We start from the raw sequence: 23,359 nt of genomic DNA, 5'->3' as shown, positions 1-23,359 counted from the left end.
CGCACCGTGCACCACCCCCAGCAACAACAAGCGCTGAGCGGCATCCGGGTCCTCGACCTCGGCGAGATCATGCAGGCGCCCGTGGCCGCGCAGGTTCTCGGCGACCTCGGCGCCGAAGTGATCAAGGTCGAGCGCGGTGTCAACGGAGACATGCTGCGAGGCCTCGATCGCGAGTCACTCGACGAAGGTCGCCCCAGTGCCTACTTCGCCGCGGTCAACCGCAACAAGCGCAGCATCGCACTGAACCTGAAAACCTCTGAGGGGCAGGACATTCTCCATCAGCTCCTCGCGGAGGCGGATGTTCTCATCCACAGCTACCGGACCGCGGCAGTCGAACGACTGGGCTTGACCTACGACGATCTGCACGAGCGCTATCCTCGGCTCGTCTACGGCACTGCGACCGGATTCGGCGAGACCGGGCCATACGCCCACAAAGCAGGCCAGGACATGCTCGCGCAGGCACTGAGCGGAATGGCACGCGCGTGCGGCGACCCGTCGATCTCGGCATACGTACATCCGGTACCGACCGTGGACTACGCCTCGGGTATGGCCCTCGCCCAGGGAATCTTGGCAGCACTGTTCGAACGCGAGCGCTCCGGCCGCGGCCAGAAGGTCAGCGTCAACCTCTTCGATACAGCACTGGCCCTGCAGACTCTCGAAAGCTCCACACTGCTGGCGTACCAGCGTGAGACCAACTGGGTCAGCGACTGGTACAGCGGCATCTTCGAAACGACCGACGGTCTGCTCTTGGTACTCGGCCTGTTCCGCGAGAACGCTCTGGGTCTGGCATGCAAAGCTCTCGACATCGACGATCTGTCCGTCCAGCCGACGTTCGCCACACCACAGCTCCAGGCAGAGAACAAAGAGGCCGCCAACGCGGTTCTGCGTCCGCTGGTCGCACAGTTGAGCACCGCCGAGGCGGCAGAGTTGTTCGACGGGGTCGATCTGCTGTGCGCACCGCTGCTCACCTTGCAAGAAGCGCTCGATCATCCCCAGACGCGGCACAACGGCACGCTCGTCGACGTCGAGATCGAGGGTGTGCGCACCACCCGGTTGATGGGCAACCCTGTCACGTTGTCCCGCACCCCCGCCCAGGTGCACCGTGGGGTGCCGGCGGTCAGTGAACATGCCGACGAAATCCTCCATGAGCTCGGTATCTCCGAGTCCGATGTCCAGACCTTGCGCAATAAGGGAGTGATCCGATGAGTAATGCGATGCAGACGGACCCGACGAGCCCGACCACCGGCACCGCCACCGCGATGGTGCTCGAAGGCTTCGGACAGACCATGACCGCGAGGACGTTTCCGCGCGTGACCCCCGATGCCGGCGCGGTCGTCGTCGACGTCACGCACGCGGGAATCTGTGGAACCGACATCCACCTGCAGCAAGGTCGCCTGCCCATTCCGGTACCGCTCATCCTCGGACACGAGGCGGTCGGTCGCGTACACGCCCTCGGCGAGGGAGTCACCACCGATGCCCGGGGCGAGCAACTGCACGTCGGGGACGCGATCTCATGGGCGTCCAACATCCCGTGCGGGCACTGCTACTACTGCCAGGACCAGCACGAACCGTCGCTGTGCGAGACCCGCAAGGTGTACGGCATCAACCAGTCGTCGGCCGACTGGCCCCATCTGTCGGGTGGGTGGTCCGAACAGATCTACCTCCAGCCCGGCTCGACGATCATCCGCATCCCGTCCTCGGTGACCCCGCAGCAGGTGATCGCACTCGGCTGCGCCGGCCCGACGGCCGTGCACGCCGTGAACGATATCGCCAAGCCGCAGACAGGTGATGTCGTCGTGGTCCAGGGCAGCGGACCGGTCGGCCTGGCCTGCGCCATGTACGCCACACTCGCCGGCGCAGCGAAAGTGATCATCGTCGGCGGGCCGGCCAACCGTCTCGAGGTCGCGCAGGCCGCCGGCATCGGCGACATCCACATCGACATCTTCACCGAGACCGATCAAGAGGCCCGTCTGGAACGGATCCTCGCGCACACACCGGACGGGCGCGGCGCCGACGTCGTCATCGAGGCCACCGGCGTCCCGACCGCAGTAGCCGAAGGCATCGACCTCGCCCGCCGCGGCGGCAAGTACCTCGTCGTCGGACAGTACACCGACCACGGCACCACTCCGATCAACCCCCACTACATCACCAAAAAGCAGCTGCAGGTGCTGGGAAGCTGGGCGTTCTCTCCGCAGAACCACCTCGAATACGTCGAATCCCTCCCCCGGCTGACCGCCCACTTCGATCTCGCGTCGATGGTCACCGAATACCCGCTCACCGAGGCGGACGATGCCATGACCGATATGCGGGACGGGCGCACGCTCAAGTCGGTCCTCACCACCGGAGGCCGGTCGTGACCAACTCCCGGTACACCGCGGCGATCGAGGCGATGCTAGAGCGGATCGACTCGACCGCCAAGCAGACCGACGGCACCTTCCCGCACTACGGCGACATCGAATCCGGCGAATGGACCACCACCGCCGACGGAAACTGGACCGGAGGATTCTGGGGTGGCCTGGCCGCACTCGGCTTCGCCGCCTCGGGTGACAAGCGCCTGGCGCACCTCGCCGACGACATCACCGCGCAGATCCTGCCCCGGCAGAATTCCGACACCGCATTCCGCGGTTTCCTCTTCTGGTACGGGGCCGCAGTCAACCACCTCGTCACCGGAAGCAACGACGCGGCGCAGACCGCTCTGGCAGGTGCCCACGGCCTGCTCACCAGCTTCAACGATCGCGCCGGCATCATCCCACTCGGAGCAGAAGCAGAAGAAGCAGAGGCGGTCGGAGAAGGCGCCGCGAACATCGACGCCGTCCCGGGCACTGTCGCGCTGCTGTCGTGGGCCTCGGCACATACCGGCGACCCACGCTTCCTCGACGCCGCGATCCGCCACGCGCAGCGGCACATCGAACTGTGCATCCGCACCGATGGCTCGGTCTGCCAGTCGGCACGATTCGACACATCCAATGGTGCACTGCTGGATCGCTACACCCACAAGGGCATGAACGCCGACAGTACCTGGGGCCGGGCACAGGCGTGGGCGATGGTGGCATACGCCCAGGCTGCGCAGTGGGCATCGCCGTCCTTCCTGCCGACCGCCGTCCGACTGGCCGAATGGTGGCTCGACCGCACACCGAACGGCGGCGTCGTGTCCTGGGACTTCGACGCCGGCACCGGTCCGGACGTACCGATCGACACCTCCGCCACGGCCATCGCCGCTGCCGCGCTGCTCAAGCTCGATCGGCTCGTCCCTGAGCGGACCGACTTCCGGGACCGGGCCGTCGCCCACGTCGAGGCACTCCTCGATCACCTCACCCCCACCGGACCACACGACAGCAGACCGGCCGGGATCCTGATGGACGGTTGCTTCGACAAACGCCGCGACTTCGCGACCCGAAACGAACTGATCTGGGGCGACTACTTCTTGCTCGAGTGCCTGATCAACCTGAACAACCGGTCCGATACGCTGAAGTTGTGACCGAACCACCATGACGGGTCACCCGAGACCCCGGAAAGAAGATCGAGGAAAGCCGGTGTCGGAAAATACACCTACTGCAGCTCACGAGTTCACCCACTCGGACCTCAAACCGTCGATCCTCGACAATCTCGCACTTTCGCGCGCCGAGCTGCTGGTTCTGACCGACGAAGCGTCGGCGATGACCACAGCAGGCCAGCGGATCCGGGAGATCGGCGACTTCGACATGTCGCTCATCGGGCGCGTCGAGGTCGATGGGGTGATGGTTCACCGCAGTTGGCAGGGCACGAAGAGCAACGCTCTGCACCGACTGGTGGTGCCGGAAGGGATCGGGCTCGGCGGCAAGAGCATCATGCTCCAACAACCCGTCTGGGTACGGGACTATCTGTCCGATCCCGGAATCACCCACGACTTCGACGCGCTCGTCGAACAGGAGTCACTGCGAGGAATGCTTGCCGTGCCCATGGCTTATGAAGGTCATGTACTCGGCGCCATGTACGTCGGCACCCGCGAATATTCGTCCTTCGGTGATCGAGTCATCGCAGAGATCCAGTCAATCGCCGAAACGGCCGCCGTCACTCTCCTCAGCGCCCAAAGGGCCGCCACCCAGACAGAACTCGCCCTCGAAGCCGAACGGAAACGACTCGCCGAAGCCCTACACGATTCCGTGAGCCCGGTCCTTTTCCGGATCGGTGCCGAACTGCAGAGCCTGCGCGCCCTCGCTGACGCGCAGGCGATCCACGATCGCCTGCAGGAGATCACCGAACAGGTACACGCCGTCAATGCTTCCATCCGCAGATCGCTGACCGACCTCACCGCGCGGCCCCCCGAACGGAATCTTCCGGTCGGCATCGAGGAGGACTGCCAGGCATTCACCCTCCGGACCGGTATCCCGGCCCGTTTCGTGCCACTGACCGAATCCCCCGACCTCGATGTCAGCCGCGTCGAGGCACTCCAACGCCTTGTTCGCGAAGCGCTGGTCAACGTGGAGAAACACGCCGACGCGTCCACTGTGGTGGTCAGCTTGTCGGCGCGGTCGGGCAAGGTGACGGTCGTCATCAGCGACGACGGCCGGGGCGTCGACGGCACCGACGATCCGATGCGAGGAAGCCAGCTGGGGCTCGGATTGGCTGCAGGGCGCCTCGAGCGGCTCGGGGGCGGCATGTCGGTGGTCAGCGACGACGAAAGCGGCACCACCGTGCGCGGCTGGGTAGACGCTCTGGAGGGACCGAGCACATGACCGCGCCACCGAAGACCATCCGCATCCTCGTCGTCGACGATCATCCGATCGTGCGTGGCGGCGTGGAACTACTCGCCCGCGAGGACACCGACCTCGAAGTCGTAGGAGGTGCACTGACCGGCTCTGCCGCGGTCGAATTGGCCCGCACCCTGCCCGTCGACGTCATCCTCCTCGATCTTCGGCTCCCCGATATCCCTGCACCGGAACTGATTACGCGTCTTCGTCGAGCCGCGCCGCACGCGCGGATACTGCTGTTCACCGCGTTCGCCGATCACGGTGCCATCGATCTGCTGATGGAAGCAGGCGCCGACGGCTGCCTCGTCAAGGACATCAGCGGACAGGACTTCGCCACAGCCATTCACCGTGTGTCCAGCGGAATCCGGGTGGTCGACCCGAGGTTGACGGGACCACGAAAAGTCGTGACCTCCGAGGCGCTGTACCGGGCCGGCCTGACCCGGCGCGAGTACGAAGTGCTGCGTTTTGCGGCCATGGGTCACAGCAATCCCGAAATCGCTCAGGAACTGTCTCTCACCCGCAACACCGTGAAGACCTATCTGCAGAGTGCCATGCAGAAACTGAACGCGCGCAATCGCGTCGAAGCCATTGCACGCGCTCACGAACTTCGCTTGCTCTGAACCGAATTCGTTTTCCCCGGAGCGCACTCCACCTCTCCACATGGAGATGTTGTGTGTTCTGGATCACCCATATATTCGAGCCGCAGAAATCATCTCGCGCTCGCGGCAACGGAGGCCCCACATGCCAAAAATGTCCCAAACATCGAAAGTAGGATTTGCCAGCGGTGTCGGCACAACAGTCGAATGGTACGACTTCTTCATCTACGGCACCGCAGCCGGACTCGTCTTCAACAAGATCTTCTTCCCCGAGTTCGACTCTCTGATCGGCACTCTGCTCGCCTTTGCCACGTTCTCCGCCGCCTTCGTGGCGCGCCCGCTCGGCGGAGTGGTGTTCGGTCACTTCGGTGACCGGATCGGACGCAAGTCCATGCTCGTGATCACCTTGACCATCATGGGCTTGACCACTCTCGGAGTCGGGCTACTCCCGAGCTACGAGACCATCGGCGTCGCCGCACCGATCATCCTCGTCACCTTGCGTTTCGTGCAGGGTCTCGCACTCGGCGGTGAGATCGGCGGGGCGATCCTCATGGCCGTCGAACACGCTCCCGCCGACAAACGCGGCTACTACGGCAGCTGGGTGCAGATGGGCGTGCCGGCAGGACTGATGCTCGGTAACACGGTCTTCCTGTTGATGGCCGGACTGTCTCCCGAAGCGTTCGAATCCTGGGGATGGCGCATTCCCTTCTTGATCGGCGGCGCATTCGTCGCGATCGGCCTGTTCGTCCGACTGCATGTCGGCGAAAGCCCGAACTTCGACCGCGTCAAGAAGAACGCACAGTTGGAGAAGCTGCCCATCGGGGTGGTCCTTCGCCACTACCCCAAGCAGGTCCTCCTGACCTGTGGTGCCTACTTCGCCATCGGCGTCACCTTCTACGGCACTACGGTATTCGGCCTCAGCTACGGCGTCACGCAGGTCGGCTACACCCGAAACCAGATGCTGACACTCGTCCTCGTCGCCATGGCGGTCACGTTCGTCGCACTACCGTTGTTCGGCAAGCTGTCGGACGCCTACGGCCGAAAGCCGGTCTTCCTCGCCGGGGTTCTCGCCATGCTGCTGTTCACCTTCCCCTGGTTCTGGCTGGTCAACTCCGGATCCTTCGCGCTGGCGATGATCGGGTTCGTGGTGTTCTGCCTCGCCTTCGCCACCTCCTACGGTCCCCTCGCAGCCTTCTTCGCCGAAGCCTTCGACACCCGCATCCGCTACACCGGAATCTCCTTCGGCTACACGATCGGCACCCTCGCCTCGAGCGCTCCCGCACCGATCGTCGCCACCTACCTGCTCGATCGCACCGGCTCGTACGTCGCCGTGGCGCTGTTCATGGTCGCAATGTGCGCCGTCTCCGTCGTCTGCGTGATCGCCATGCGCGAGACCTACCGGCAGGACCTGTCCGACAACGACGAAACCTCCGGACAGGAACAGCTGTCACCGACCTCTCACTGAGCACGCTCACGCACCGGTCCCCGGTCCCCGGTCGCCGACGCCCCGCCCCCTTCGGCAAGCCGCCGATTCGTCCGCGCAGGATCCCACGGCCGTGGACCTCGACAGACATCCATCCCACCCCGATTCCCGGGGGCGCGGAACTCCTCCCCCCGCGCCCCCGGCACCCTCGAAACGAGTCCAGATGAGCATCGCCGAACCGTCGCTGCACCCGTTGGCTCTACCCACCACCTCACTGCGTGTCCTGGTCACCGGCGTCGAACAGAACGAAGGTGCCCACGTGGCCCGAACGTTGGCAGCAGCCGGACACCACGTGTTCACGCACAGCTTCACCCTCGATGCTGCCGAGCACCTCGCCGGCCGAGTCGCCGATGACGACGGGATCGCTCATCCGGTCGCGGCCGATCTGACCCTCGAATCCGACGTCGACAACATGTTCACCCACCTCGAGCGACGACATGGCGGCATCGACGCGCTCGTGCACACCGCATGGCTACCCGGCCCGGAAACCGCATGCCACTCGCTGAGCAAGATCCGCCCCGCCGACTGGGGCCGGTTCACCTACGACCACATGGCGTTGTTGTTCCACACGACCAGACGTGCTGCAGTATCCCTCCACCGCACCGGCGGCATCGGATCGATCGTCACCGTCACCGGCCTGGACACGCTCCGCAGAATCACCGACACCGATCGAGGACCGGCGCGAGACTCCATGGACGGCGCAATCGAATCCTTCGCTCTCGCCGCCGGACGTGAACTCGGCAGTAACCTCTTGCGGATCAACAATATTCGTCTGGTACCCACCCCGAATCCGGAGACAAGTGTCACCGCTGCTGCCCCGATACGCCTCGAAGCGGTGCTGCCGGAGCTGATCGACCCAACATCCGATATCAGCTCCGGTGGCATCTTCACTGCCTACACCTCGTTCCCTGCACCTGTGCGGTGATCGGAGTCGGCCCGATGTCCCCCTTCGTTGTCATCGGCGCGTCGAATGTTGCCCGGCTCGTGTGCGCGTCACTCACCCAACGCCACTTCGATGTTCTCCACCTCGATGCACCCGACGACCCGGAACTTCTGCAGATCACCCAGCACGACCCGGCCGGGGTCGCCGTCGTCACCCACGACGACGCGGTCGCCGTCCGTTATGCCCTCGCCATCGCCCACATCAGTCCCCACACACCGATGGTCGTGACCGTCTTCGATCGCACCATCGCCAACCAACTCACCCAATTGATTCCCCACTGTCAGGTCACCTCCCCCGCAGACCTCGCGACACCGTCCCTGGCCGGCCCGTGCATCGCTGCCACGATCGACGCCGCGCACACCGCGCCCGATGGCACCACACGCGTCCTCCGGCAATCGGCCCACGGTGACCAACCGACCTGGCAGCCGCTACCCCACAGCCGCACCAGCAGAATTCGCCGCCGATTCGTCCACTCCGTAGGCACACTGCGATCCCACGACGCCGGCACCCGCATGCTGCTCACCGGCCTTATCGGACTGCTCGCCATCCTCCTGATCGATTGGATATGGCTCACTGTCGGCAAAGGCCACCACTGGGTCGAGTCCCTCAAAGAAGCAGTCCAGGTCGTCGCCACCGTCGGTCCCGCACCGGCCTCACACGGCGACCACACCTATGACGTGTTCGCGGCTCTGGCGATGTTGGCGGCGATCGTGTTCACCGCCATGTTCACCGCCGGGATAATCGAACGTCTGCTCGGAACCAGCCTCATCGGCTTGATCGGTCAACGGGTTCTCCCCCGCCGCAATCACGTCATCGTCGTCGGATTGGGACAGGTCGGTCTCCGGTTGTGCCTCGAACTCCGCAAACTCGGCATCCCCGTCGTCGCCATCGAACGCGACGATCGAGCCCGCAATCTGCGCCTGGCCCGAGCGCTGAACATTCCCACCATCGTCGGGCACGGTACCGACAGAACCCTCCTCGAACGCGCCCGCCTCGACCGGGCCCGATGCCTTGCCGCCGTGGGCTCCGACGACCGTGACAACATCGCCGTGTCCGTGGCAGCCCACGGAGTGCACCCCGACGCCAGACTCGTCCTCAGAGCCGGCGAACACGAAGCCCTCACCGACACCGGATCCCTCCTCCCACTCGGGATCACCAGAAACGTCGCAACCTTGAGCGCAACCTTCGTCGTCGCCCGACTGCTCGGTCTCGACGCCCACCGCGTCGTAATCGCGAACAACGCAATCCACCTCGAACTCGACGACGCCTTCGAGCAGTTCACCCTCACCGCACCGCACCATTGCCCGCACCTGACCACACAAACATGCCCACGTCTCGCTCACCGCGCGTATCCGGAAAAGACCTCAACGAAGCGATGAATATTCATCCGAGGAGTCCTCTCCGATGGCGACGCTGCAGGCCGGCGCGGGCACGGCCTTATCAACCCTCGCCGAACTCGAAGAATTCGATGTGCTCACCTACGTGTCGGACTGCTCGTCCGTCGTCGTTGTAGCAATCACACGTATCGACATCGAGGTCTCACTTCAGCCGCCGGCGAACGGTGGTAGCACGTCGACTACAGGACCCACAGCACGAGCGGGGTCACGGGTGAGCTCATCCCCGACCAAGAACATCGCCACCGACAGCACACGAGCCATATCGGGGCCGTGTCGGTCGATCAGCACCGTCTTCAACGTCCCGAGGTCGGTGGTAGGCGGCAATGCCACCGTTTCCTTCTCCGTCCCTGCGGTCTCTGCCGCTGCGGCGAAGTAGCGCACCTCGATAGCCACTGTCCTATCCATCAAAAGCTCCGGTAGAAGTGCTCGCAGAGTCGAGACCTGCGTTCCCCGTACCAACCCGTTCGGCGCGGGTATAGACGTTCATGGTGTCCCCGCGCAGGAACCCGACAAGAGTCAAACCGGCGTCATGAGCAAGGTCGATGGCCAGCGACGACGGCGCGGAAACGGCCGCCAGAACAGGAATGCCGGCCATGACCGCTTTCTGGGTCAGCTCGAAGGAGGCACGTCCGCTCACCAGCAGCACGGTATGGCGCAGCGGTAATCGTCGGTGCTCGACCGCCCAGCCGATGATCTTGTCGACGGCATTGTGGCGTCCGACATCCTCGCGCAGTGCGAGGAGTTCCCCTGCAGCGGTGAACAATCCGGCAGCATGCAATCCGCCGGTGCGGTCGAAGGTCTCCTGCGCCTGTCGCAGCGCGGAGGGCATCACCGCCAGCACTTCCGGATCGACCACGACCGGGTCGTGAGCCGGTGAGTGGCGGGAGCGTTGGCGGATCGCATCGAGGGAGGCCTTCCCGCACACCCCGCACGAGGAGGTGGTGTAGAAGTTGCGTTCGATGCCGGTCTCGGGCAGAGCCACTCCGGGTGCGAGATCGATATCGAGGACGTTGTAGGTGTTGCGCCCGTCGTCGCCCGTGCTGTTGCAGTAACGGATTGCAGCAATATCGTCGCGGCCGGTGACGATCCCTTCAGTGAGCAAGAACCCCTGGGCAAGTTCGATGTCGGAACCGGGAGTGCGCATCGTCACCGCCAGTGCAGTGCCATCGACGCGCAGTTCGAGTGGTTCTTCGACAACGACCGTGTCCGGACGCACCACCCGCTGCGTTCCCTGCAGTCGGGTGATGCGGGCACGGGTGGTCACTCGCCCCATGATTCGAACCCATCGTCGAAACTGTCGCACCGGCCGGCGAGCACACGCTGTTCCGACCGGGGCGCAGATAACGCCGAGGACATGCCCACACAACGCAGCAGCAGCTGGACGACAGCAATGAACACATGAGCGAACAGAACAGGCATCGAGATTCTCCTACGCAGACTTCGGATCGAGCTCGATACCCGGCCCGTCCGGCCGCTTCCCAGGCGCCCGACGAGGCACAAGGCGGACGGTGACCGCCTTCGAAGCAGGAGTGTTGGACTTGAGTGCCACATGGTCGAGAGGCACGAGCGGGTTCGTTTCGGGATAGTAGGCCGCAACATTGCCCATCGGGGTCGAATAGGGCACGAGCCTGAAGTCCTCGGCCCGGCGCTCCTCGACGGTGCCGTCGGGACGGGTCCACTCCGACACCAGATCCACCCGGTCGCCGGGAGCGTATCCGGACGCTTCGATGTCGTCGGGATGGATGAACAGGACCCGCCGGCCCGCCTTGATGCCGCGATAACGGTCGTCGAGGCCGTAGACGGTGGTGTTGTACTGATCGTGGCTGCGCAACGTCTGCAGGATCAGCCGACCCTCGGGGACAGGAAGCCAGTGCAGGTCGTTGACGACGAAGGTCGCCTTGCCGGTGTCGGTGGTGAAGCGGCGTTCGTCCCGCGGCGGGTGGGGCAGGACGAACCCGTCCGGCCGCCGTACCCGGGTGTTGAAGTCCTCGAATCCGGGGATCACCCGCGAAATCGCATCGCGAATGCAGTCGTAGTCGTCGGCGAACCGCGCCCACGGCACCCGATGGCCGGAACCGAACAGGTGCTGGGCGAGCTCGCACACGATGGCGACCTCACTACGCAGATGCGAACTGGCGGGTGTGAGCCCTCCACGCGACAGGTGCACCACCGACATCGAATCCTCCACCGACACCATCTGTTTGCGTCCGCCGCGGATGTCCTTGTCGGTCCGCCCCAGGGTGGGCAGGATGATCCCGGTCGCTCCGTGCGCGAGATGACTGCGATTGAGTTTGGTGGAGACCTGCACCGTCAGAGCGCAACTGCGCAGCGCGGCGGCGGTCACCTCGGTGTCGGGGGTGGCAGACAGGAAGTTACCGCCCATGGCCATGAACACCGACGCCTTGCCGTCGCGCATGGCGCGGATCGCGTCGACCGCGTCGTAACCGTGCTGGCGGGGACAGCGAATCCCGAACTCGGTATCGAGGGCCTGCAGGAACGACTCGGGGGCTTTCTCCCATATGCCCATGGTGCGATCACCTTGAACGTTGGAGTGTCCCCGCACCGGGCACACCCCCGCCCCACGCGTGCCGATCATCCCGCGCATCAGCAGCAGCGCTACCGCGTCTTCGATGGTGGCCACGGCGTGGGGATGCTGGGTCAACCCCATCGCCCAGCAGATGATCGTCGCTCTCGAGGCGACCAACGCTGCTGCAGTGTCCTCGAGCTGAGATCGGCTCAGACCCGTCGCAGTCGACACGGTGTCCAGATCCACGGCGCGGATATGGGTGGCCCACTGCTCGAAACCGGCACAATGCCGGTCGAGGAAGTCGCGGTCGAGGACCGTGCCGGGAGCACGGTCCTCGGCGGCGAGCAGCAGTTTCGCCAGACCTTGGAACAGGGCCTGGTCACCACCGAGGCGGATCTGCAAGAACTCGTCGGCGATCGCCACTCCCTCGCCGAGCACGCCACGCGCCTTCTGAGGATCTTTGAAACGCAACAACCCGGCTTCGGGCAGCGGGTTGATCGCGATGACTTTCGCGCCGCGGGCCTTGGCTTTCTCGAGTACCGACAGCATGCGGGGATGGTTGGTCCCGGGGTTCTGGCCTGCGATGAGGATCAGGTCGGCGTGTTCGAGGTCGGTCACCGACACCGAACCCTTGCCGATGCCGATGGTCTCCGACAGGGCCGTACCGGAAGACTCGTGGCACATGTTCGAGCAGTCCGGCATGTTGTTGGTGCCGAACGACCGAATCATCAACTGGTACAAGAACGCGGCCTCGTTGGAGGTCCGCCCCGAGGTGTAGAAGATCGCCTCATTCGGGTCCGGCAGCGCCCGCAGATGCTCGGCGATCACCGCGTAGGCATCGTCCCAGTCGATCGGCTCGTAGTGGAGGCTGCCAGGCCGGATGATCATCGGGTGCGTCAGCCGGCCCTGGCGACCGAGCCAGTAGTCGGTGCGTGCGAGCAGTTCCGGTACAGAATGGCGGGCGAAGAAACCGGGGTCGACGGTGCGAGTGGTGGCTTCCTCGGCGACAGCCTTGGCGCCGTTCTCGCAGAATTCGGCACGTTTCCGGTGACCTGGTGTTTCCGGCCACGCGCAGCCCGGGCAGTCGAAGCCATGCTGTTGGTTCAGCTTCGTCAAGGTGCGGGCGGTGCGCACCGGACCCATCTGCTCGAATCCGTGCCGCAGCGAGACCAACACCGCCGGTACCCCGGCGGCATAGGATTTGCGCTCGCTGACTTCGATGTCGTTCTCGTCGTGAACGAGCGGATCGCTGATATCGGTCATACGCTGTGTCGTACCCATCGATCGGTCGGCGAGCACACCCCACCGAGAGAAAGTCGGTTTCGACGCCGAGAAGACGAGACCCCCTGTCGCGGCAGTTGATAACCGTGCCCTCTCGGAGGTTCCGTTGGTTGTTTCCTGACTGCATCCGAACCTATCGAGCGTGGCGGCGTCTCCACGATTCGGAGGTGATGTACAGAATCCGGATTACTGATCATCCAGTAATATATGCTGGCGGCGCGCAGCCGAAAGCTGCGCGCCGCCAGCATGTATCGGAGCGGCAGAGGTGGTTCGCCGAACCACGGTGGTACCGGTGAGTTGCCGAATGCGCACCTTTGCCGGCGGGGTCTGCTCAGCTGCTCTTTTCCATGGTCCGGCCTCCATGTCCCCACCGCTCACGCGGTACACCATGCAGCACGACCGTTGTTTCCGATCCGATCTCTTCTCCCAGGATCGAGGACACCGCTTCGGTCAGCGCTGCCACCATCTCGCCGGAGAACTTCGTCTCGGAGAACCTTTCTTCGAAGAAGCTTGCTTCGATGTACGGCATTTCCTTCTCGCTTTCTCGTCAATTCAATTCGTGCAACTACTATCGGCCGAGGCCGGAGTCGTTGATGTTCGGCCCCGGTTTTCAGATTTCCGGTACCGATATCTGCTTCCCGACGGAGACGACTCTCAGAGCGAGAGCAACGCGGCCGATTCCTCCAGATAGCTGGTGACGTCACGGCCCGATCGGACGACCGCTTTGATTCCCTGTCGCAGGCGAGTTATGTCCGAAAGGATGGTCCCATCGACCACCAGCGCATCTCCGATCGAGCCGGGTCGCAGCGAGCCGATGTCCGGGCGGTCGAGAAGTTCCGAAGCCACGACGGTGGCTGACGCCAACGCTTCATTCACCGACATCCCGTGTTCGACATACAGTTCGAGTTCTCGGTAATGGGCACCGAACGGGCACAGGGACCCGGATGAGTCCGTTCCCATCGCGATCTTGACTCCAGCCGAACGGGCGATATCGAACGATTCCAGAGCCCGATCGTGCGCCTCGCGCAGGCTTTCGACTCCGGCTTCGGTCAGGCCTCGGGCCGTCCCTTCGCGTTGGCACCAGTCGTTGAACGCGAGGGTCGGGACCAAGAATATTCCCTTTTGCGCCATTTCCGAAGCGCATTCTTCGTCGAGGAACGAGCCGTGCTCGATGCTGTCCACGCCGGCTTCGATACTGCGTCGAATCCCTTCCAACGACAGGGCATGCGCGGCGACGCGCAGATCCATGTCGTGCGCCTCTTCGACGATCGCCGTGAGTTCCTCGACACTGTAATTGGGCCAGTGCGGTTTCTCTCCTTTCGACATACCACCGCTGGCCATGACCTTGATGAAGTCCGCACCGCTTCGGGCCTGCAACCGGACCATTTGCCGGCAGGCATCGACACCGTCTGCGGTATCCCATTCGCGGCGTGGCGTGTAAGGAGGGTAGAACAGGTCACCGTGGCCGTTCGTCATGGTTATCCACCACGGCGCGACCAGAAGGTTCGGAGCGACGATCAGGTCGTCGGCGACCATGTCACGCAGTTCGACTTCGCCCACTCCCCGATGCCCCATGCATCGGAGCGTGGTGAACCCTGATCGTAGGGCACGGAGCGAGTTGCGATAGCCATGAAGCAGCTTTTCCGGACCGCTTTTTTGACCCCGGAACACATCGCTGGGAAGGATCCGCTCGTGATCCGAGTTCGTTGTCAGGTGCACATGACAATCCACCAGACCCGGCAGAACGACACATCCCGATGCATCGAGCCGCGCGACGCCGGGCCGGACCACCTCTGCCTTGTATTCGCCCGCATAGCTGACCCTGCCGTCTTCGATGTAGAGCAGTCCCTCCGAATAGGATTCGTCCGGGCCTACCCACACCAAGCCGTGTTCTATGGCAATCTCAGTCACATGATCCTCTTACGGTCGGCTTCGGTCGTCTGACCCGGCCGTGGTCTCTGCACCGCTCCGGGCACGGGTCTACTCGGGAGGTGCGTCCAGGACAACAGTCTTGTTCTCCAGGTACGCCTGCAGTCCTGCTACCCCGCCTTCGCGTCCGATACCGGATCTCTTGAATCCTCCGAACCCGATACCGAAGTCCACACGATTGCCGTTCTGCCCCACGGTGCCGGAGTGAAGCCTACGGGCAATGTCGAAAACCTTCTTCGAGTCATGGGTGAACACTGCAGCATTCAGACCGAACTCCGTTGCGTTCGCAATCCGAACGGCGTCCGTGAGATCCCGGGCCGGGGTCACGGCCAGCACCGGACCGAATATCTCTTCCTGAGCGATCCGCGACGTCTCCGACACATTTCCGAAGACGGTGGGCTCGACGAACCAGCCGCGATCGAGGTGGGACGGGCGTCCGCCGCCGTAAGCCAGTGTCGCCCCTTCCCTGATCCCGATCTGGATATAGTTCTCGACACGGTCCCGCTGCCGATCGCTGGCCAAAGGTCCCAGCGTGACCTGAGGATCGTACGGGTCGCCGATTACCACCCGGTCGAATTCGTCTGCCAACGCCTTGACCATCTCATCGTGACGTTCCTCCGAAACGATGATCCTGGTGAGCGATGCGCAGATCTGACCCGAGAGGAAGCACTCCGCAGAAGCGATGGTGTGTGCCGCCTCGGCAATGTCGAAGTCGTCCAGGACAATGGCAGGAGACTTGCCGCCGAGCTCCAGCGAAGACCGTGCAATTCGACCACCGAGGATGCTCCCGATTCGTTTGCCGACTTCCGTTGATCCGGTGAACGAGATCTTGTCGACCCGAGGGTCGGAGACCAACCGCTCGGAGGCAGCACGATCAGCGGTCACCACGTTCAGGACACCCGCCGGAATGCCGAGCTGATCAGCAATTTCCGCCATGATGTATCCAGCCCCCGGAGCTTCCGGGGACGACTTGATGACGACGGTGCATCCCGCCAGCAATGCCGGCGCCACCTTGAACGCGATCAGTCCCATCGGCGCGTTCCATGGAATGATCGCTCCCACGACGCCTACAGGCTCTTTCACGATCATGCCGAAGCGTGCGCCGTTGGTGGGTGTGACTTCTTCCTGGAACGGGAAGCTCTTCGCCAGACCTGCGTAGTACCGGTACGCGTCGATTACCTCGCGCATGACACCGGGGACCGACGATGCCAGAATCCCGGTCTCTCGCGGCCAGATCTCCACGATGTCATCGATCCGCGCTTCGACGGCATCAGCGATATCGAGCAGCACCTGAGCCCGCTCGGCGTGCGACAACCGCGGCCAGGGTCCCTCGTCGAATGCCTGCCGGGCCGCTGTAATCGCGCGATCGATATCGTCGACATCGGCGTCCGGCACCGAGTAGTAGACCAATTCGTTTGTCGAGTCGACTACATCGATCAGAGCAGACGAGTGCGGGGGAACCCACTTCCCGTCGATGTACAAGCAATCTGTATTGGCAAGTGGCACACTCGGCAACTTTGTCATCATGGATCCCTAGTTATCTGTTCAACAGTTGTTGTGGTCAGGCAGGCACCGCGGCGCTGTCCTGCGCACGCATCTGTTCGATGACGGGGTAGTAGTACTCCTCGGGGACCTCCGCCTCGCTCCGCTCGATCAGCTCGGAGAAATCCCACTTCTTCAGGAGCTTGCCGTTGCGGTACACCGGCTGAAGGAGGTTCTCCTCGGGAGAAACCGAGTCGCGTCGCACCGTGCGGTACTCACCATCCCGCTTGACGAGGGCGAGACGGCCGGCCTTGGACACCTTGAAGCTCGCCCCGGTCGGCTGCTTGGCCACATCGCGCCATTCACCGTTTACTCGCACAGCGTTGCACTTCTGCCCGAAGTTCAACGTGTCTCGGTTGAAGTGCTGGAGCAGACCGCCGCCCATACCGAAAATCGCGTTCTCTGCCGCCATGCCCCGGCGTTCGAGTTCCATGTAGATCTCCGACAGGGTATCGAGCGTGATGCCGTCGCCCTGGACGACCCGCAGATACCGGGGCAGAACCTTGAATCCCTTGGAGTTGACCTCATAGCCGAAGGCATCCATGAGCCACTCAGCGGTATCCGCGGTCACCTGCACAGGGTCGCCCGAGTCCGGACGAGCACAGACCACGCCCGGGAAGTTCTCGATCTCGGCCTTCAGTTCTTTGCCGAGGATGTTCTTCACAGCGTTCTCATGGTCGTACGAGTCGGTCAGCAACAGCACCACACCGGCATCGCGGTAGGTGTTCATCATGTTGCGAAGAGCGTCGACTTCCTGATCCCGACCCCATGCCGTGAAACCTGCATGCTCGCTGTTCGGGCCCGAGTTCGCCGGACACACCGCGTTGTAGTATTTCATCGCAGCCAGGATGCCCGGCACCGTGTCACTCTGGTTGAAGTTGACCAGGTGTGCCAGACCACCCAATGCAGCAGATTCCTGGGAGCTCACGCCGCGAGCGCCGTAATCGTGCAGCTGGAAGCGCAGCAGATCCGGATTGTCCGAGGTGCGAGCGAACGCTTCCTTGATGATCTGCTTGCACATCCAACTGACCGTTCCGATCGTGGTCGGGTACCACACCGCTCGCAGCAACGCGGTCTCGAAGAAGCTGGTCACCCAGTGGTACTTCGGATCGGTGTTGATAACCTGCACAAGGACATTGCGGGTGGGCAGCACAGTCCCCTCGGGGACTGCCTCGATCTCTACAGGAAGGAATCCGCCGTGGTCGTTGAGGATGCCCATCCAGTTCTCCCTGCAGAAGGGCATCCCCTGCGCCCTGGTCACCGCTTCGGCCTCATCGATGTCGGCGAGGGTGATCGGCCGGAGCAAGCGCTCCTGGATGTAGGCCTGCAGTCCGACGAACATCGTCGCCGGGAAGATGCCACCACGCGATTCGACGTAGCTGGAGACGTACTCGGTTCCCTGAGGATAGAGAGTGTGGTGGCAATGCTTGTAGGTATCGGTGTTGAGGATCAGATTGTCGAATCCCGAGATAGTGGGCATGGACGTTTCCCTTCGTTCGTGTGATGCGAAGACAGTTGTTGAAACGTTTCTACTGCTGCACGAAAACTGGGCCAGAAAGCCTGGGGGCATACCGCGAGTCGCAGCATTTGAATTCGTGCGGCCGTGTCGGCGGTTGCTAGAGATCATGGTCGAGCCCACACCTCAGGTCAAGCGTTGACGCGTAAAATCTTCCGGCAATATTCGCGCAACACAGTCGATACCTCCGGCAGCACCCAGGTCTGTCTACAGACCGCCACAACCGGGATGCAGCCCGTCACCGAACGATCGATAGTGCTCTGCGCCCTCGGAGCTGTGTTACGAACAGAAAGTGTGTTGTAGGAACACTTCCCGGAGCAGGGATGACAGAACCGTCTGCACAATCACGCAGCAACCGACACCCGCCGGCACGTCTCCCCTGTGCACCACCACCCGACCGCGGCCGACCACGCCTCTACCGACTGCCGGACGAATCCTGCCGAGCACCCGGGTTGAATCGCTTCTACATCTGCGTCGCTCATTGCCTTCGTGATTCGCGGATCTTGGAGGTTGATCCAAACACCGGAACACCCGGCCTTACGTCTCTCACCAGCGTGAACAACGTTTATCGAGTTTCTCGAAAGAAAACGAGTTCGGCACTATGCACAGGGCGCCGGACCGTTGTATGCTCCGGATGTACGAGATAGAACCGTTTCTACATCGCCCCACAGTCCGAGTTCGGCAGGGACCCACGCACCGGGTCTGGCCCGGAACTGCACGAGCAGCGTCCGCTCTGCAGCCGGAACTCGGCACGCCTCCAGCAATACAGGAACTGCCCAACCTCGTAGAAAGACAGCTTCCATGAAGATCTGGGTCACCACTCCATTCTTCTACCGCGACATGAGCCGTCCGTGGTCCGAACTCCTCAACGACATGCTCAGCATCGTCGATGCCGCAGAGGACCTCGGCTTCGAGGGCGTCACAGTCAACGAAAATCACTTTCAGAACTACGTCAGCAATCCTTCATCGCTGATGTTCAGCGCTTTGGCCGCAGCGCGCACCGAGCGCTTGCGAATCATGCCCGGCATCGTGGTCCTTCCGTACTACAACCCGTTGCTCATCGCGTCGGAGATGAGTTTCCTCGACCAGATGGCACCGGGGCGCATCGGCATCGGCGTGGCGCGGGGTGGCAGTCGCTACCCGCTCGACCGACTCGGCATCAACCCCAAAGAAGCACGCGACATCTACGAAGAATCCCTCGAGATCATCAAGCGGGTGTGGGTCGAGGACGATGTGTCGTTCGACGGCAAGTACTTTTCGTTCCCGCCGACGACTCTTGTGCCCAAGCCGGCATCCAAGCCGCACCCGGAGGTATGGGCGGCCTCGCAGAGCATCGACGGCGTACGCCGCGTGGCACGACAGGGAAACAACCTGATCACTGCTCCGAACTACGGCAACTTCGAGCCCTACGGCGATCTCGAAGCGTTGCTCGCCGCGTACAACGACGAGATCGAGACGAGCGGGATGCCTCGAAAGCAGGTGATGGCCCTTCGCCACACCTGGCTCGGCAACACCGAAGAAGAGGCGACCGAGTACTTCGACGACGTGCTCAGTGAGTACAACTACTATCTCACCCTGGTGCATGCCTCCAGCTCCGGCCAACAGTCCCAAGAGGAGCGTCTGGCAGCACGCGCCGAGGGAAAGAAGGACGACTCGGTGGTCCAGGGCGGAGCGATGAGGCCCGCCCAGGAGTCGTTCTCCAAGGAAGGGCTCCTCGAAAAGTACGCCGATCCCATCCTCACCACCCCCGACAAGATGATCGAACGATTCAAGTCCTACGAGGCATTGGGCGTCGATCACATGGCGTGCCTGATCGCCGTGGGACAGCCGATCGAGGCGATCATCAAGAACATGCAGTTCATGGCCAAGGAAGTGCTCCCGGAGTTCTCCTGAGACCCGGCCCGACGACTTCCACAGAAAGCAACACATGCCCACCCGACTGCACGTATTCGATATGGACGGCACGCTGCTCAACGGAGCAGCCGCCCTGGAACTGTCGACATTCTTCGGCCGCCGCGACGTTGGACTCGAAATCGAACAGCTCTGGCACGCTGGACAAATCACCGACTTCGACTTCTGGTCAACCCTGCTCGAGGTCTGTGCGCACGCGACGGAGGACGACCTCGACGCCGCGTTCGAACAAGCGGCCTGGCTCGATGGCATCACCGATACCTTCGACGATATCCGCAGGCGCGGTGAGATTGCCATCGTGATCTCGCAATCGCCGGCGTTCTTCGTTCAGAGACTTAGAAACTGGGGCGCTCACGAGGCCTACGGATCCGATGTGGTGATCGGACAGACGCTCTCCGAAGAGGCAACACTGTCACCGCAAGCCAAGGTCCACATCACGCGAGATGCACTGGAGCGCTACCACATCGAACCAGCCGACTGCGTCGCCTACGGTGACTCGTCCTCCGATGTGGATCTGTTCGGATGGCTACCGAACACCGTCGCTGTCAACGCCAGCCCGTTGGTGTCCGAGCTTGCCGCAGTCCAGTACCAAGGTAACGACCTTCGCCAGGCGTACGCATTGGGACGGAAGTTACTCAGCGCGAGCACCCCGTCCTGAACACGCGCCGGGCCACCGACGAACACTCCGCTACCGACACCCACCTCCCATTCCCAGGCACCACAGGAGACCTTATGGAACCGCTCAAGATCCTCTTCACCGGCGAATCCTGGATCAAGCACGTTATTCACATGAAAGGCTTCGATCAGTTCCACACCACTGAGTACGAGGAAGGCGCAAGCGTATTCCTCGAAAATCTCACCCGCGAAGGGCACGACGTCAACTACGTGCGCGGCCACGAGATTTCTTCACGTTTCCCCAAGACGGCACAGGAAATCGACGAGTACGACGTAGTTGTCATCTCCGATATCGGATCGAATTCCTTCCAGCTCCCCGACGAGACGTTCCTACGTTCGGAAGCATCGCCCAACCGTCTGGGAGTAGTCGCTGAATACGTCCGCCGGGGCGGCGGATTGGTCAAGGTCGGTGGCTATATGTCGTTCACCGGAATCGACGGCAAGGCCCGCTTCGGCATGACCCCCCTCGCCGACGTGTTGCCTGTGACCATGCTCCCCTACGATGACCGCATCGAGGTCCCGGAGGGCTGCAAGGTCGAGGTATGCCGACCGGAACATCCCGTCCTGGGTGACACCTCCAGCGACTGGCCTCCCCTGCTCGGCTACAACCGAGTGGTGGCCCGCGACGACGCCGAGGTCGTCGCCCGCACCGGAGACGACCCCATCCTGGTCACAGGACATCATGGCGACGGCCGAGTGGTCGCGTTCACCTCGGATCTCGCTCCCCACTGGGCCCCGCCGGAGTTCGTCGAGTGGTCGAACTACGCGCTGCTGTGGTCTTCGATACTGTCGTGGGCTAGTGGACGATCCTAATTCCGCAGAGAGGGATTGCTGTGGCGTCATCTGAGCACAGACGCACGCGCAAGCGCACGACCATCAAGGACGTCGCGGAACACGCTGGAGTCTCCATGAGCACGGTGAGCTACGTACTCAACGACTCCGGCCCGGTTGCGCCCGACCGCCGTACCCGTGTGCTCGACGCCGTGCGAGTTCTGGAATACTCGCCGAACGAGTCTGCGCGTAATCTCAAACGCCGCAGCGCTTCCCGTATTGGCATGGTCGTACCCGACCTGACCAATCAGTTCTTCGCCATGATCACCGAAGGGGTCCATCAAGCCGCATCGGCACGTGATGTCCTGGTGGTCCTGGTGGTCCCGGGCAGCTCGGAACAATCCGAGGAAGCCCAGACCAGATTGCTGCGCAGCCAACGCGTGGACGGAGTCATCTACCTGACCAGCACCGGGTCCATGCCCGAAGCTTGCTACGAACTGGCTCGCTCTGGTCCGGTGGTGCTCGTCGACGAGCAGATCCCGGGCATCGACCTGCCCGCCGTGGTCTGCGACTCCCGCAGGGGAGCTCGCCAGGTCGCGCAATACGTCCTCGACAAGGGCCACCGGGACGTTGCGGTCATCGGCGGTCCGGAGGGTCTGTGGACGGCTCAACAACGACTGGCCGGCTACCGCGAGGCACTTGCCGGGGCAGGCATCGACCCGGACACGGTCCCGGTGTACTACGGCGACTACCAGCAATCGTCCGGCCGGGACCTGGCCCAACGCGCGTTGGCGGCGCAGACTCGGCCCACTGCCCTGATCTGCGCCAACGACCTCATGGCTGTGGGCGCGATGGAGTATTGCCGCGCACAAGGGCTCCGTATGCCCGAGGACGTCAGCATCGTGGGCTTCGACGACCTTCCTCTGTCGTCGCTTCTCACGCCGCGGCTCACCACCGTGCGCCAGCCGGCGCGAGACATGGGCTACCGCGCAGCGACAGTCCTTTTCGATTTGATTGAGAACCGCACACCGGAACCCATGGATCCGTTACCGACGACACTCCAGGATCGGTCATCGGTGTGCACTATCAGCGGGAGCGTCAATGAGTAACGGGGTTCTAGTGGTCGGCGCCCTCAACGTCGATCTGGTCGTGGCCGTCGATCGGTTACCCGGTCCGGGTGAGACCGTCGTCGGTCCACACCTGGACAAGTTCGGCGGCGGCAAGGGCGCGAACGCGGCTATCGCAGCCGCCCGCATGAACGTGCCGGTGCGCTATTGCGGAGCGATCGGCGATGATGAACTCGGACGCGAGGCATTGGTCGAGCTCCGCGCCTCCGGTGTCGACGTCACCGACGTCGCCGTCCTCGACGACACCGCCACCGGCACTGCCCTGATCGTGGTCGACGCGGTGGGGGAAAACCAGATCGCCGTTGCCGCCGGGGCCAACGCTGCCCTTACGCCGGCACTCGTTCGCCGGGCCGTCGAGCGTGCATCGGGGTGGGCCGGATGTGTACTCGTCAGCACCGAAATCCTCCCGGCAGCGGTCGAAGCTGCCGTGTCGACAGCCTCCGACATGGGACTGCGCTGTGTGCTGAATCCGGCCCCTGTGCGCAACGAGTTCATCGCCAGCGCCCACGCAGCGTCGGTTCTGACACCCAATAGTTCAGAGCTTCGTGACCTGTGCGCTGCACTGTCCATCCCGTTCACCGACGTCGGTGACGCCTCGGCGAACGTCGCTCGGGCCACGGGAGCGTGCCTCGTCGTGACCAGAGGGGACAAGGGGGCGATCGTGGCCTATCCCGACGGAACCATCGAACCCGTCCCGGCCCTGCAGGTATCGGACGTGCGTGACACAACCGGTGCGGGCGACACGTTCAACGGTGTGCTCGCAGCGTCGCTTTCCTCCGGGATGCCGCTCGGAGCCGCAAGTGCGCTTGCAGTAACGGCAGCGTCACTGTCGGTCAGACATGTCGGTGCCCGCACAGGGATGCCGATCGCCGACGAGGTCAACGCCGCACACGTATAACCGATCACCGTGTGATCATGCTGGGCGCCGTAT

At 63.2% G+C, this 23,359-nt stretch carries 20 protein-coding genes; 13 read left to right on the top strand and 7 right to left on the bottom strand.

All coding sequences use genetic code 11. The features are described from left to right. Nucleotides 1-6: 6 nt before the first annotated feature. The 8 genes from BLV31_RS04790 to BLV31_RS04755 all read left to right on the top strand — a co-directional run bounded on the left by BLV31_RS04790 (nt 7) and on the right by BLV31_RS04755 (nt 9,131). Nucleotides 7-1,206, top strand: coding sequence for a CaiB/BaiF CoA transferase family protein (locus BLV31_RS04790; protein WP_024102240.1), 1,200 nt, complete (start codon nt 7-9; stop codon nt 1,204-1,206). Further along, nucleotides 1,203-2,357: a zinc-binding dehydrogenase gene (locus BLV31_RS04785; protein ID WP_039584297.1), complete on the top strand. Its 1,155-nt coding sequence runs from the start codon at nt 1,203-1,205 to the stop codon at nt 2,355-2,357. Before BLV31_RS04790 ends, BLV31_RS04785 begins: the two co-directional genes overlap by 4 nt. Next, nucleotides 2,354-3,478 (top strand): glycoside hydrolase family 88 protein, encoded by a 1,125-nt coding sequence (locus BLV31_RS04780; RefSeq protein ID WP_039584299.1) that lies wholly within the window; start codon nt 2,354-2,356, stop codon nt 3,476-3,478. The genes BLV31_RS04785 and BLV31_RS04780 overlap by 4 nt, the downstream gene beginning before the upstream one ends. Before the next feature lie 55 nt (nt 3,479-3,533). Next, nucleotides 3,534-4,715, top strand: a complete 1,182-nt coding sequence (locus BLV31_RS04775) for a GAF domain-containing sensor histidine kinase (RefSeq protein WP_039584301.1) — start codon at nt 3,534-3,536, stop codon at nt 4,713-4,715. Then, a complete protein-coding gene (locus BLV31_RS04770) occupies nt 4,712-5,350 on the top strand; it encodes a response regulator (protein ID WP_039584302.1) in 639 nt (212 codons plus the stop codon). The genes BLV31_RS04775 and BLV31_RS04770 overlap by 4 nt, the downstream gene beginning before the upstream one ends. 130 nt (nt 5,351-5,480) lie before the next feature. Continuing rightward, nucleotides 5,481-6,791 (top strand): MFS transporter, encoded by a 1,311-nt coding sequence (locus tag BLV31_RS04765; protein WP_006552215.1) that lies wholly within the window; start codon nt 5,481-5,483, stop codon nt 6,789-6,791. A gap of 181 nt (nt 6,792-6,972) precedes the next feature. Beyond that, nucleotides 6,973-7,734, top strand: coding sequence for an SDR family oxidoreductase (locus BLV31_RS04760; protein WP_064060768.1), 762 nt, complete (start codon nt 6,973-6,975; stop codon nt 7,732-7,734). 14 nt (nt 7,735-7,748) lie between these two features. Beyond that, nucleotides 7,749-9,131: a potassium channel family protein gene (locus BLV31_RS04755; RefSeq protein ID WP_064060781.1), complete on the top strand. Its 1,383-nt coding sequence runs from the start codon at nt 7,749-7,751 to the stop codon at nt 9,129-9,131. Nucleotides 9,132-9,296: 165 nt separating this feature from the next. Here BLV31_RS04755 and BLV31_RS04750 read toward each other — a convergent pair whose 3' ends face one another. From BLV31_RS04750 to BLV31_RS04720, 7 genes are all read right to left on the bottom strand, one after another. Further along, a complete protein-coding gene (locus BLV31_RS04750; protein ID WP_064060767.1) occupies nt 9,297-9,554 on the bottom strand; it encodes a MoaD/ThiS family protein in 258 nt (85 codons plus the stop codon). Beyond that, entirely contained in the window at nt 9,547-10,422 is an 876-nt protein-coding gene (gene fdhD / locus BLV31_RS04745) for a formate dehydrogenase accessory sulfurtransferase FdhD (RefSeq protein ID WP_064060766.1), read from the bottom strand. Before fdhD ends, BLV31_RS04750 begins: the two co-directional genes overlap by 8 nt. Nucleotides 10,423-10,578: 156 nt before the next feature. Continuing rightward, nucleotides 10,579-12,939 (bottom strand): FdhF/YdeP family oxidoreductase, encoded by a 2,361-nt coding sequence (locus BLV31_RS04740; RefSeq protein ID WP_072740542.1) that lies wholly within the window; start codon nt 12,937-12,939, stop codon nt 10,579-10,581. A 349-nt stretch (nt 12,940-13,288) separates the two neighbouring features. Beyond that, nucleotides 13,289-13,486, bottom strand: coding sequence for a tautomerase family protein (locus tag BLV31_RS04735; protein ID WP_006552221.1), 198 nt, complete (start codon nt 13,484-13,486; stop codon nt 13,289-13,291). A gap of 125 nt (nt 13,487-13,611) precedes the next feature. Next, the gene (locus BLV31_RS04730; RefSeq protein WP_039583665.1) at nt 13,612-14,868 is read right to left on the bottom strand and encodes a metal-dependent hydrolase family protein; all 1,257 of its coding nucleotides are present in this window, start codon (nt 14,866-14,868) and stop codon (nt 13,612-13,614) included. A 69-nt stretch (nt 14,869-14,937) separates the two neighbouring features. After that, a complete protein-coding gene (locus BLV31_RS04725) occupies nt 14,938-16,413 on the bottom strand; it encodes an aldehyde dehydrogenase (RefSeq protein ID WP_081263415.1) in 1,476 nt (491 codons plus the stop codon). Nucleotides 16,414-16,447: 34 nt separating this feature from the next. Next, nucleotides 16,448-18,055, bottom strand: a complete 1,608-nt coding sequence (locus BLV31_RS04720) for a nicotinate phosphoribosyltransferase (RefSeq protein WP_232512519.1) — start codon at nt 18,053-18,055, stop codon at nt 16,448-16,450. A gap of 690 nt (nt 18,056-18,745) precedes the next feature. Between BLV31_RS04720 and BLV31_RS04715 the strand changes: the two genes are divergently transcribed. From BLV31_RS04715 to BLV31_RS04695, 5 genes are all read left to right on the top strand, one after another. Then, nucleotides 18,746-19,837: an LLM class flavin-dependent oxidoreductase gene (locus BLV31_RS04715; protein ID WP_039583668.1), complete on the top strand. Its 1,092-nt coding sequence runs from the start codon at nt 18,746-18,748 to the stop codon at nt 19,835-19,837. Nucleotides 19,838-19,871: 34 nt separating this feature from the next. Then, complete coding sequence (locus BLV31_RS04710) at nt 19,872-20,513, top strand: HAD family hydrolase (RefSeq protein ID WP_039583670.1); 642 nt, start codon at nt 19,872-19,874, stop codon at nt 20,511-20,513. A 74-nt stretch (nt 20,514-20,587) separates the two neighbouring features. Then, on the top strand, nt 20,588-21,343 hold the full coding sequence (locus BLV31_RS04705; protein WP_039583672.1) for a glutamine amidotransferase: 756 nt from the start codon (nt 20,588-20,590) through the stop codon (nt 21,341-21,343). A 20-nt stretch (nt 21,344-21,363) separates the two neighbouring features. Next, the gene (locus BLV31_RS04700; protein WP_072740541.1) at nt 21,364-22,410 is read left to right on the top strand and encodes a LacI family DNA-binding transcriptional regulator; all 1,047 of its coding nucleotides are present in this window, start codon (nt 21,364-21,366) and stop codon (nt 22,408-22,410) included. Continuing rightward, nucleotides 22,403-23,326, top strand: coding sequence for a PfkB family carbohydrate kinase (locus BLV31_RS04695; protein ID WP_039583674.1), 924 nt, complete (start codon nt 22,403-22,405; stop codon nt 23,324-23,326). The genes BLV31_RS04700 and BLV31_RS04695 overlap by 8 nt, the downstream gene beginning before the upstream one ends. The last annotated feature ends 33 nt before the right edge of the window (nt 23,327-23,359 follow it).

It is taken from the genome of Rhodococcus pyridinivorans, assembly GCF_900105195.1.
GTDB lineage: Bacteria > Actinomycetota > Actinomycetes > Mycobacteriales > Mycobacteriaceae > Rhodococcus > Rhodococcus pyridinivorans.
Note: the sequence above shows the minus strand (reverse complement) of the source record. Positions and strands in the feature narration are given on the sequence as shown.

What these genes read in the sequence shown, in the direction of transcription:
- BLV31_RS04785 (WP_039584297.1), top strand. Translation starts at nt 1,203, where the DNA reads ATGAGTAATGCGATGCAGACGGACCCGACGAGCCCGACCACCGGCACC.
- BLV31_RS04770 (WP_039584302.1), top strand. Translation starts at nt 4,712, where the DNA reads ATGACCGCGCCACCGAAGACCATCCGCATCCTCGTCGTCGACGATCAT.
- BLV31_RS04765 (WP_006552215.1), top strand. Translation starts at nt 5,481, where the DNA reads ATGTCCCAAACATCGAAAGTAGGATTTGCCAGCGGTGTCGGCACAACA.
- BLV31_RS04760 (WP_064060768.1), top strand. Translation starts at nt 6,973, where the DNA reads ATGAGCATCGCCGAACCGTCGCTGCACCCGTTGGCTCTACCCACCACC.
- BLV31_RS04755 (WP_064060781.1), top strand. Translation starts at nt 7,749, where the DNA reads ATGTCCCCCTTCGTTGTCATCGGCGCGTCGAATGTTGCCCGGCTCGTG.
- BLV31_RS04750 (WP_064060767.1), bottom strand. Translation starts at nt 9,554, where the DNA reads ATGGATAGGACAGTGGCTATCGAGGTGCGCTACTTCGCCGCAGCGGCA.
- fdhD (WP_064060766.1), bottom strand. Translation starts at nt 10,422, where the DNA reads ATGGGGCGAGTGACCACCCGTGCCCGCATCACCCGACTGCAGGGAACG.
- BLV31_RS04740 (WP_072740542.1), bottom strand. Translation starts at nt 12,939, where the DNA reads ATGACCGATATCAGCGATCCGCTCGTTCACGACGAGAACGACATCGAA.
- BLV31_RS04735 (WP_006552221.1), bottom strand. Translation starts at nt 13,486, where the DNA reads ATGCCGTACATCGAAGCAAGCTTCTTCGAAGAAAGGTTCTCCGAGACG.
- BLV31_RS04725 (WP_081263415.1), bottom strand. Translation starts at nt 16,413, where the DNA reads ATGATGACAAAGTTGCCGAGTGTGCCACTTGCCAATACAGATTGCTTG.
- BLV31_RS04720 (WP_232512519.1), bottom strand. Translation starts at nt 18,055, where the DNA reads ATGATCTCTAGCAACCGCCGACACGGCCGCACGAATTCAAATGCTGCG.
- BLV31_RS04715 (WP_039583668.1), top strand. Translation starts at nt 18,746, where the DNA reads ATGAAGATCTGGGTCACCACTCCATTCTTCTACCGCGACATGAGCCGT.
- BLV31_RS04710 (WP_039583670.1), top strand. Translation starts at nt 19,872, where the DNA reads ATGCCCACCCGACTGCACGTATTCGATATGGACGGCACGCTGCTCAAC.
- BLV31_RS04705 (WP_039583672.1), top strand. Translation starts at nt 20,588, where the DNA reads ATGGAACCGCTCAAGATCCTCTTCACCGGCGAATCCTGGATCAAGCAC.
- BLV31_RS04695 (WP_039583674.1), top strand. Translation starts at nt 22,403, where the DNA reads ATGAGTAACGGGGTTCTAGTGGTCGGCGCCCTCAACGTCGATCTGGTC.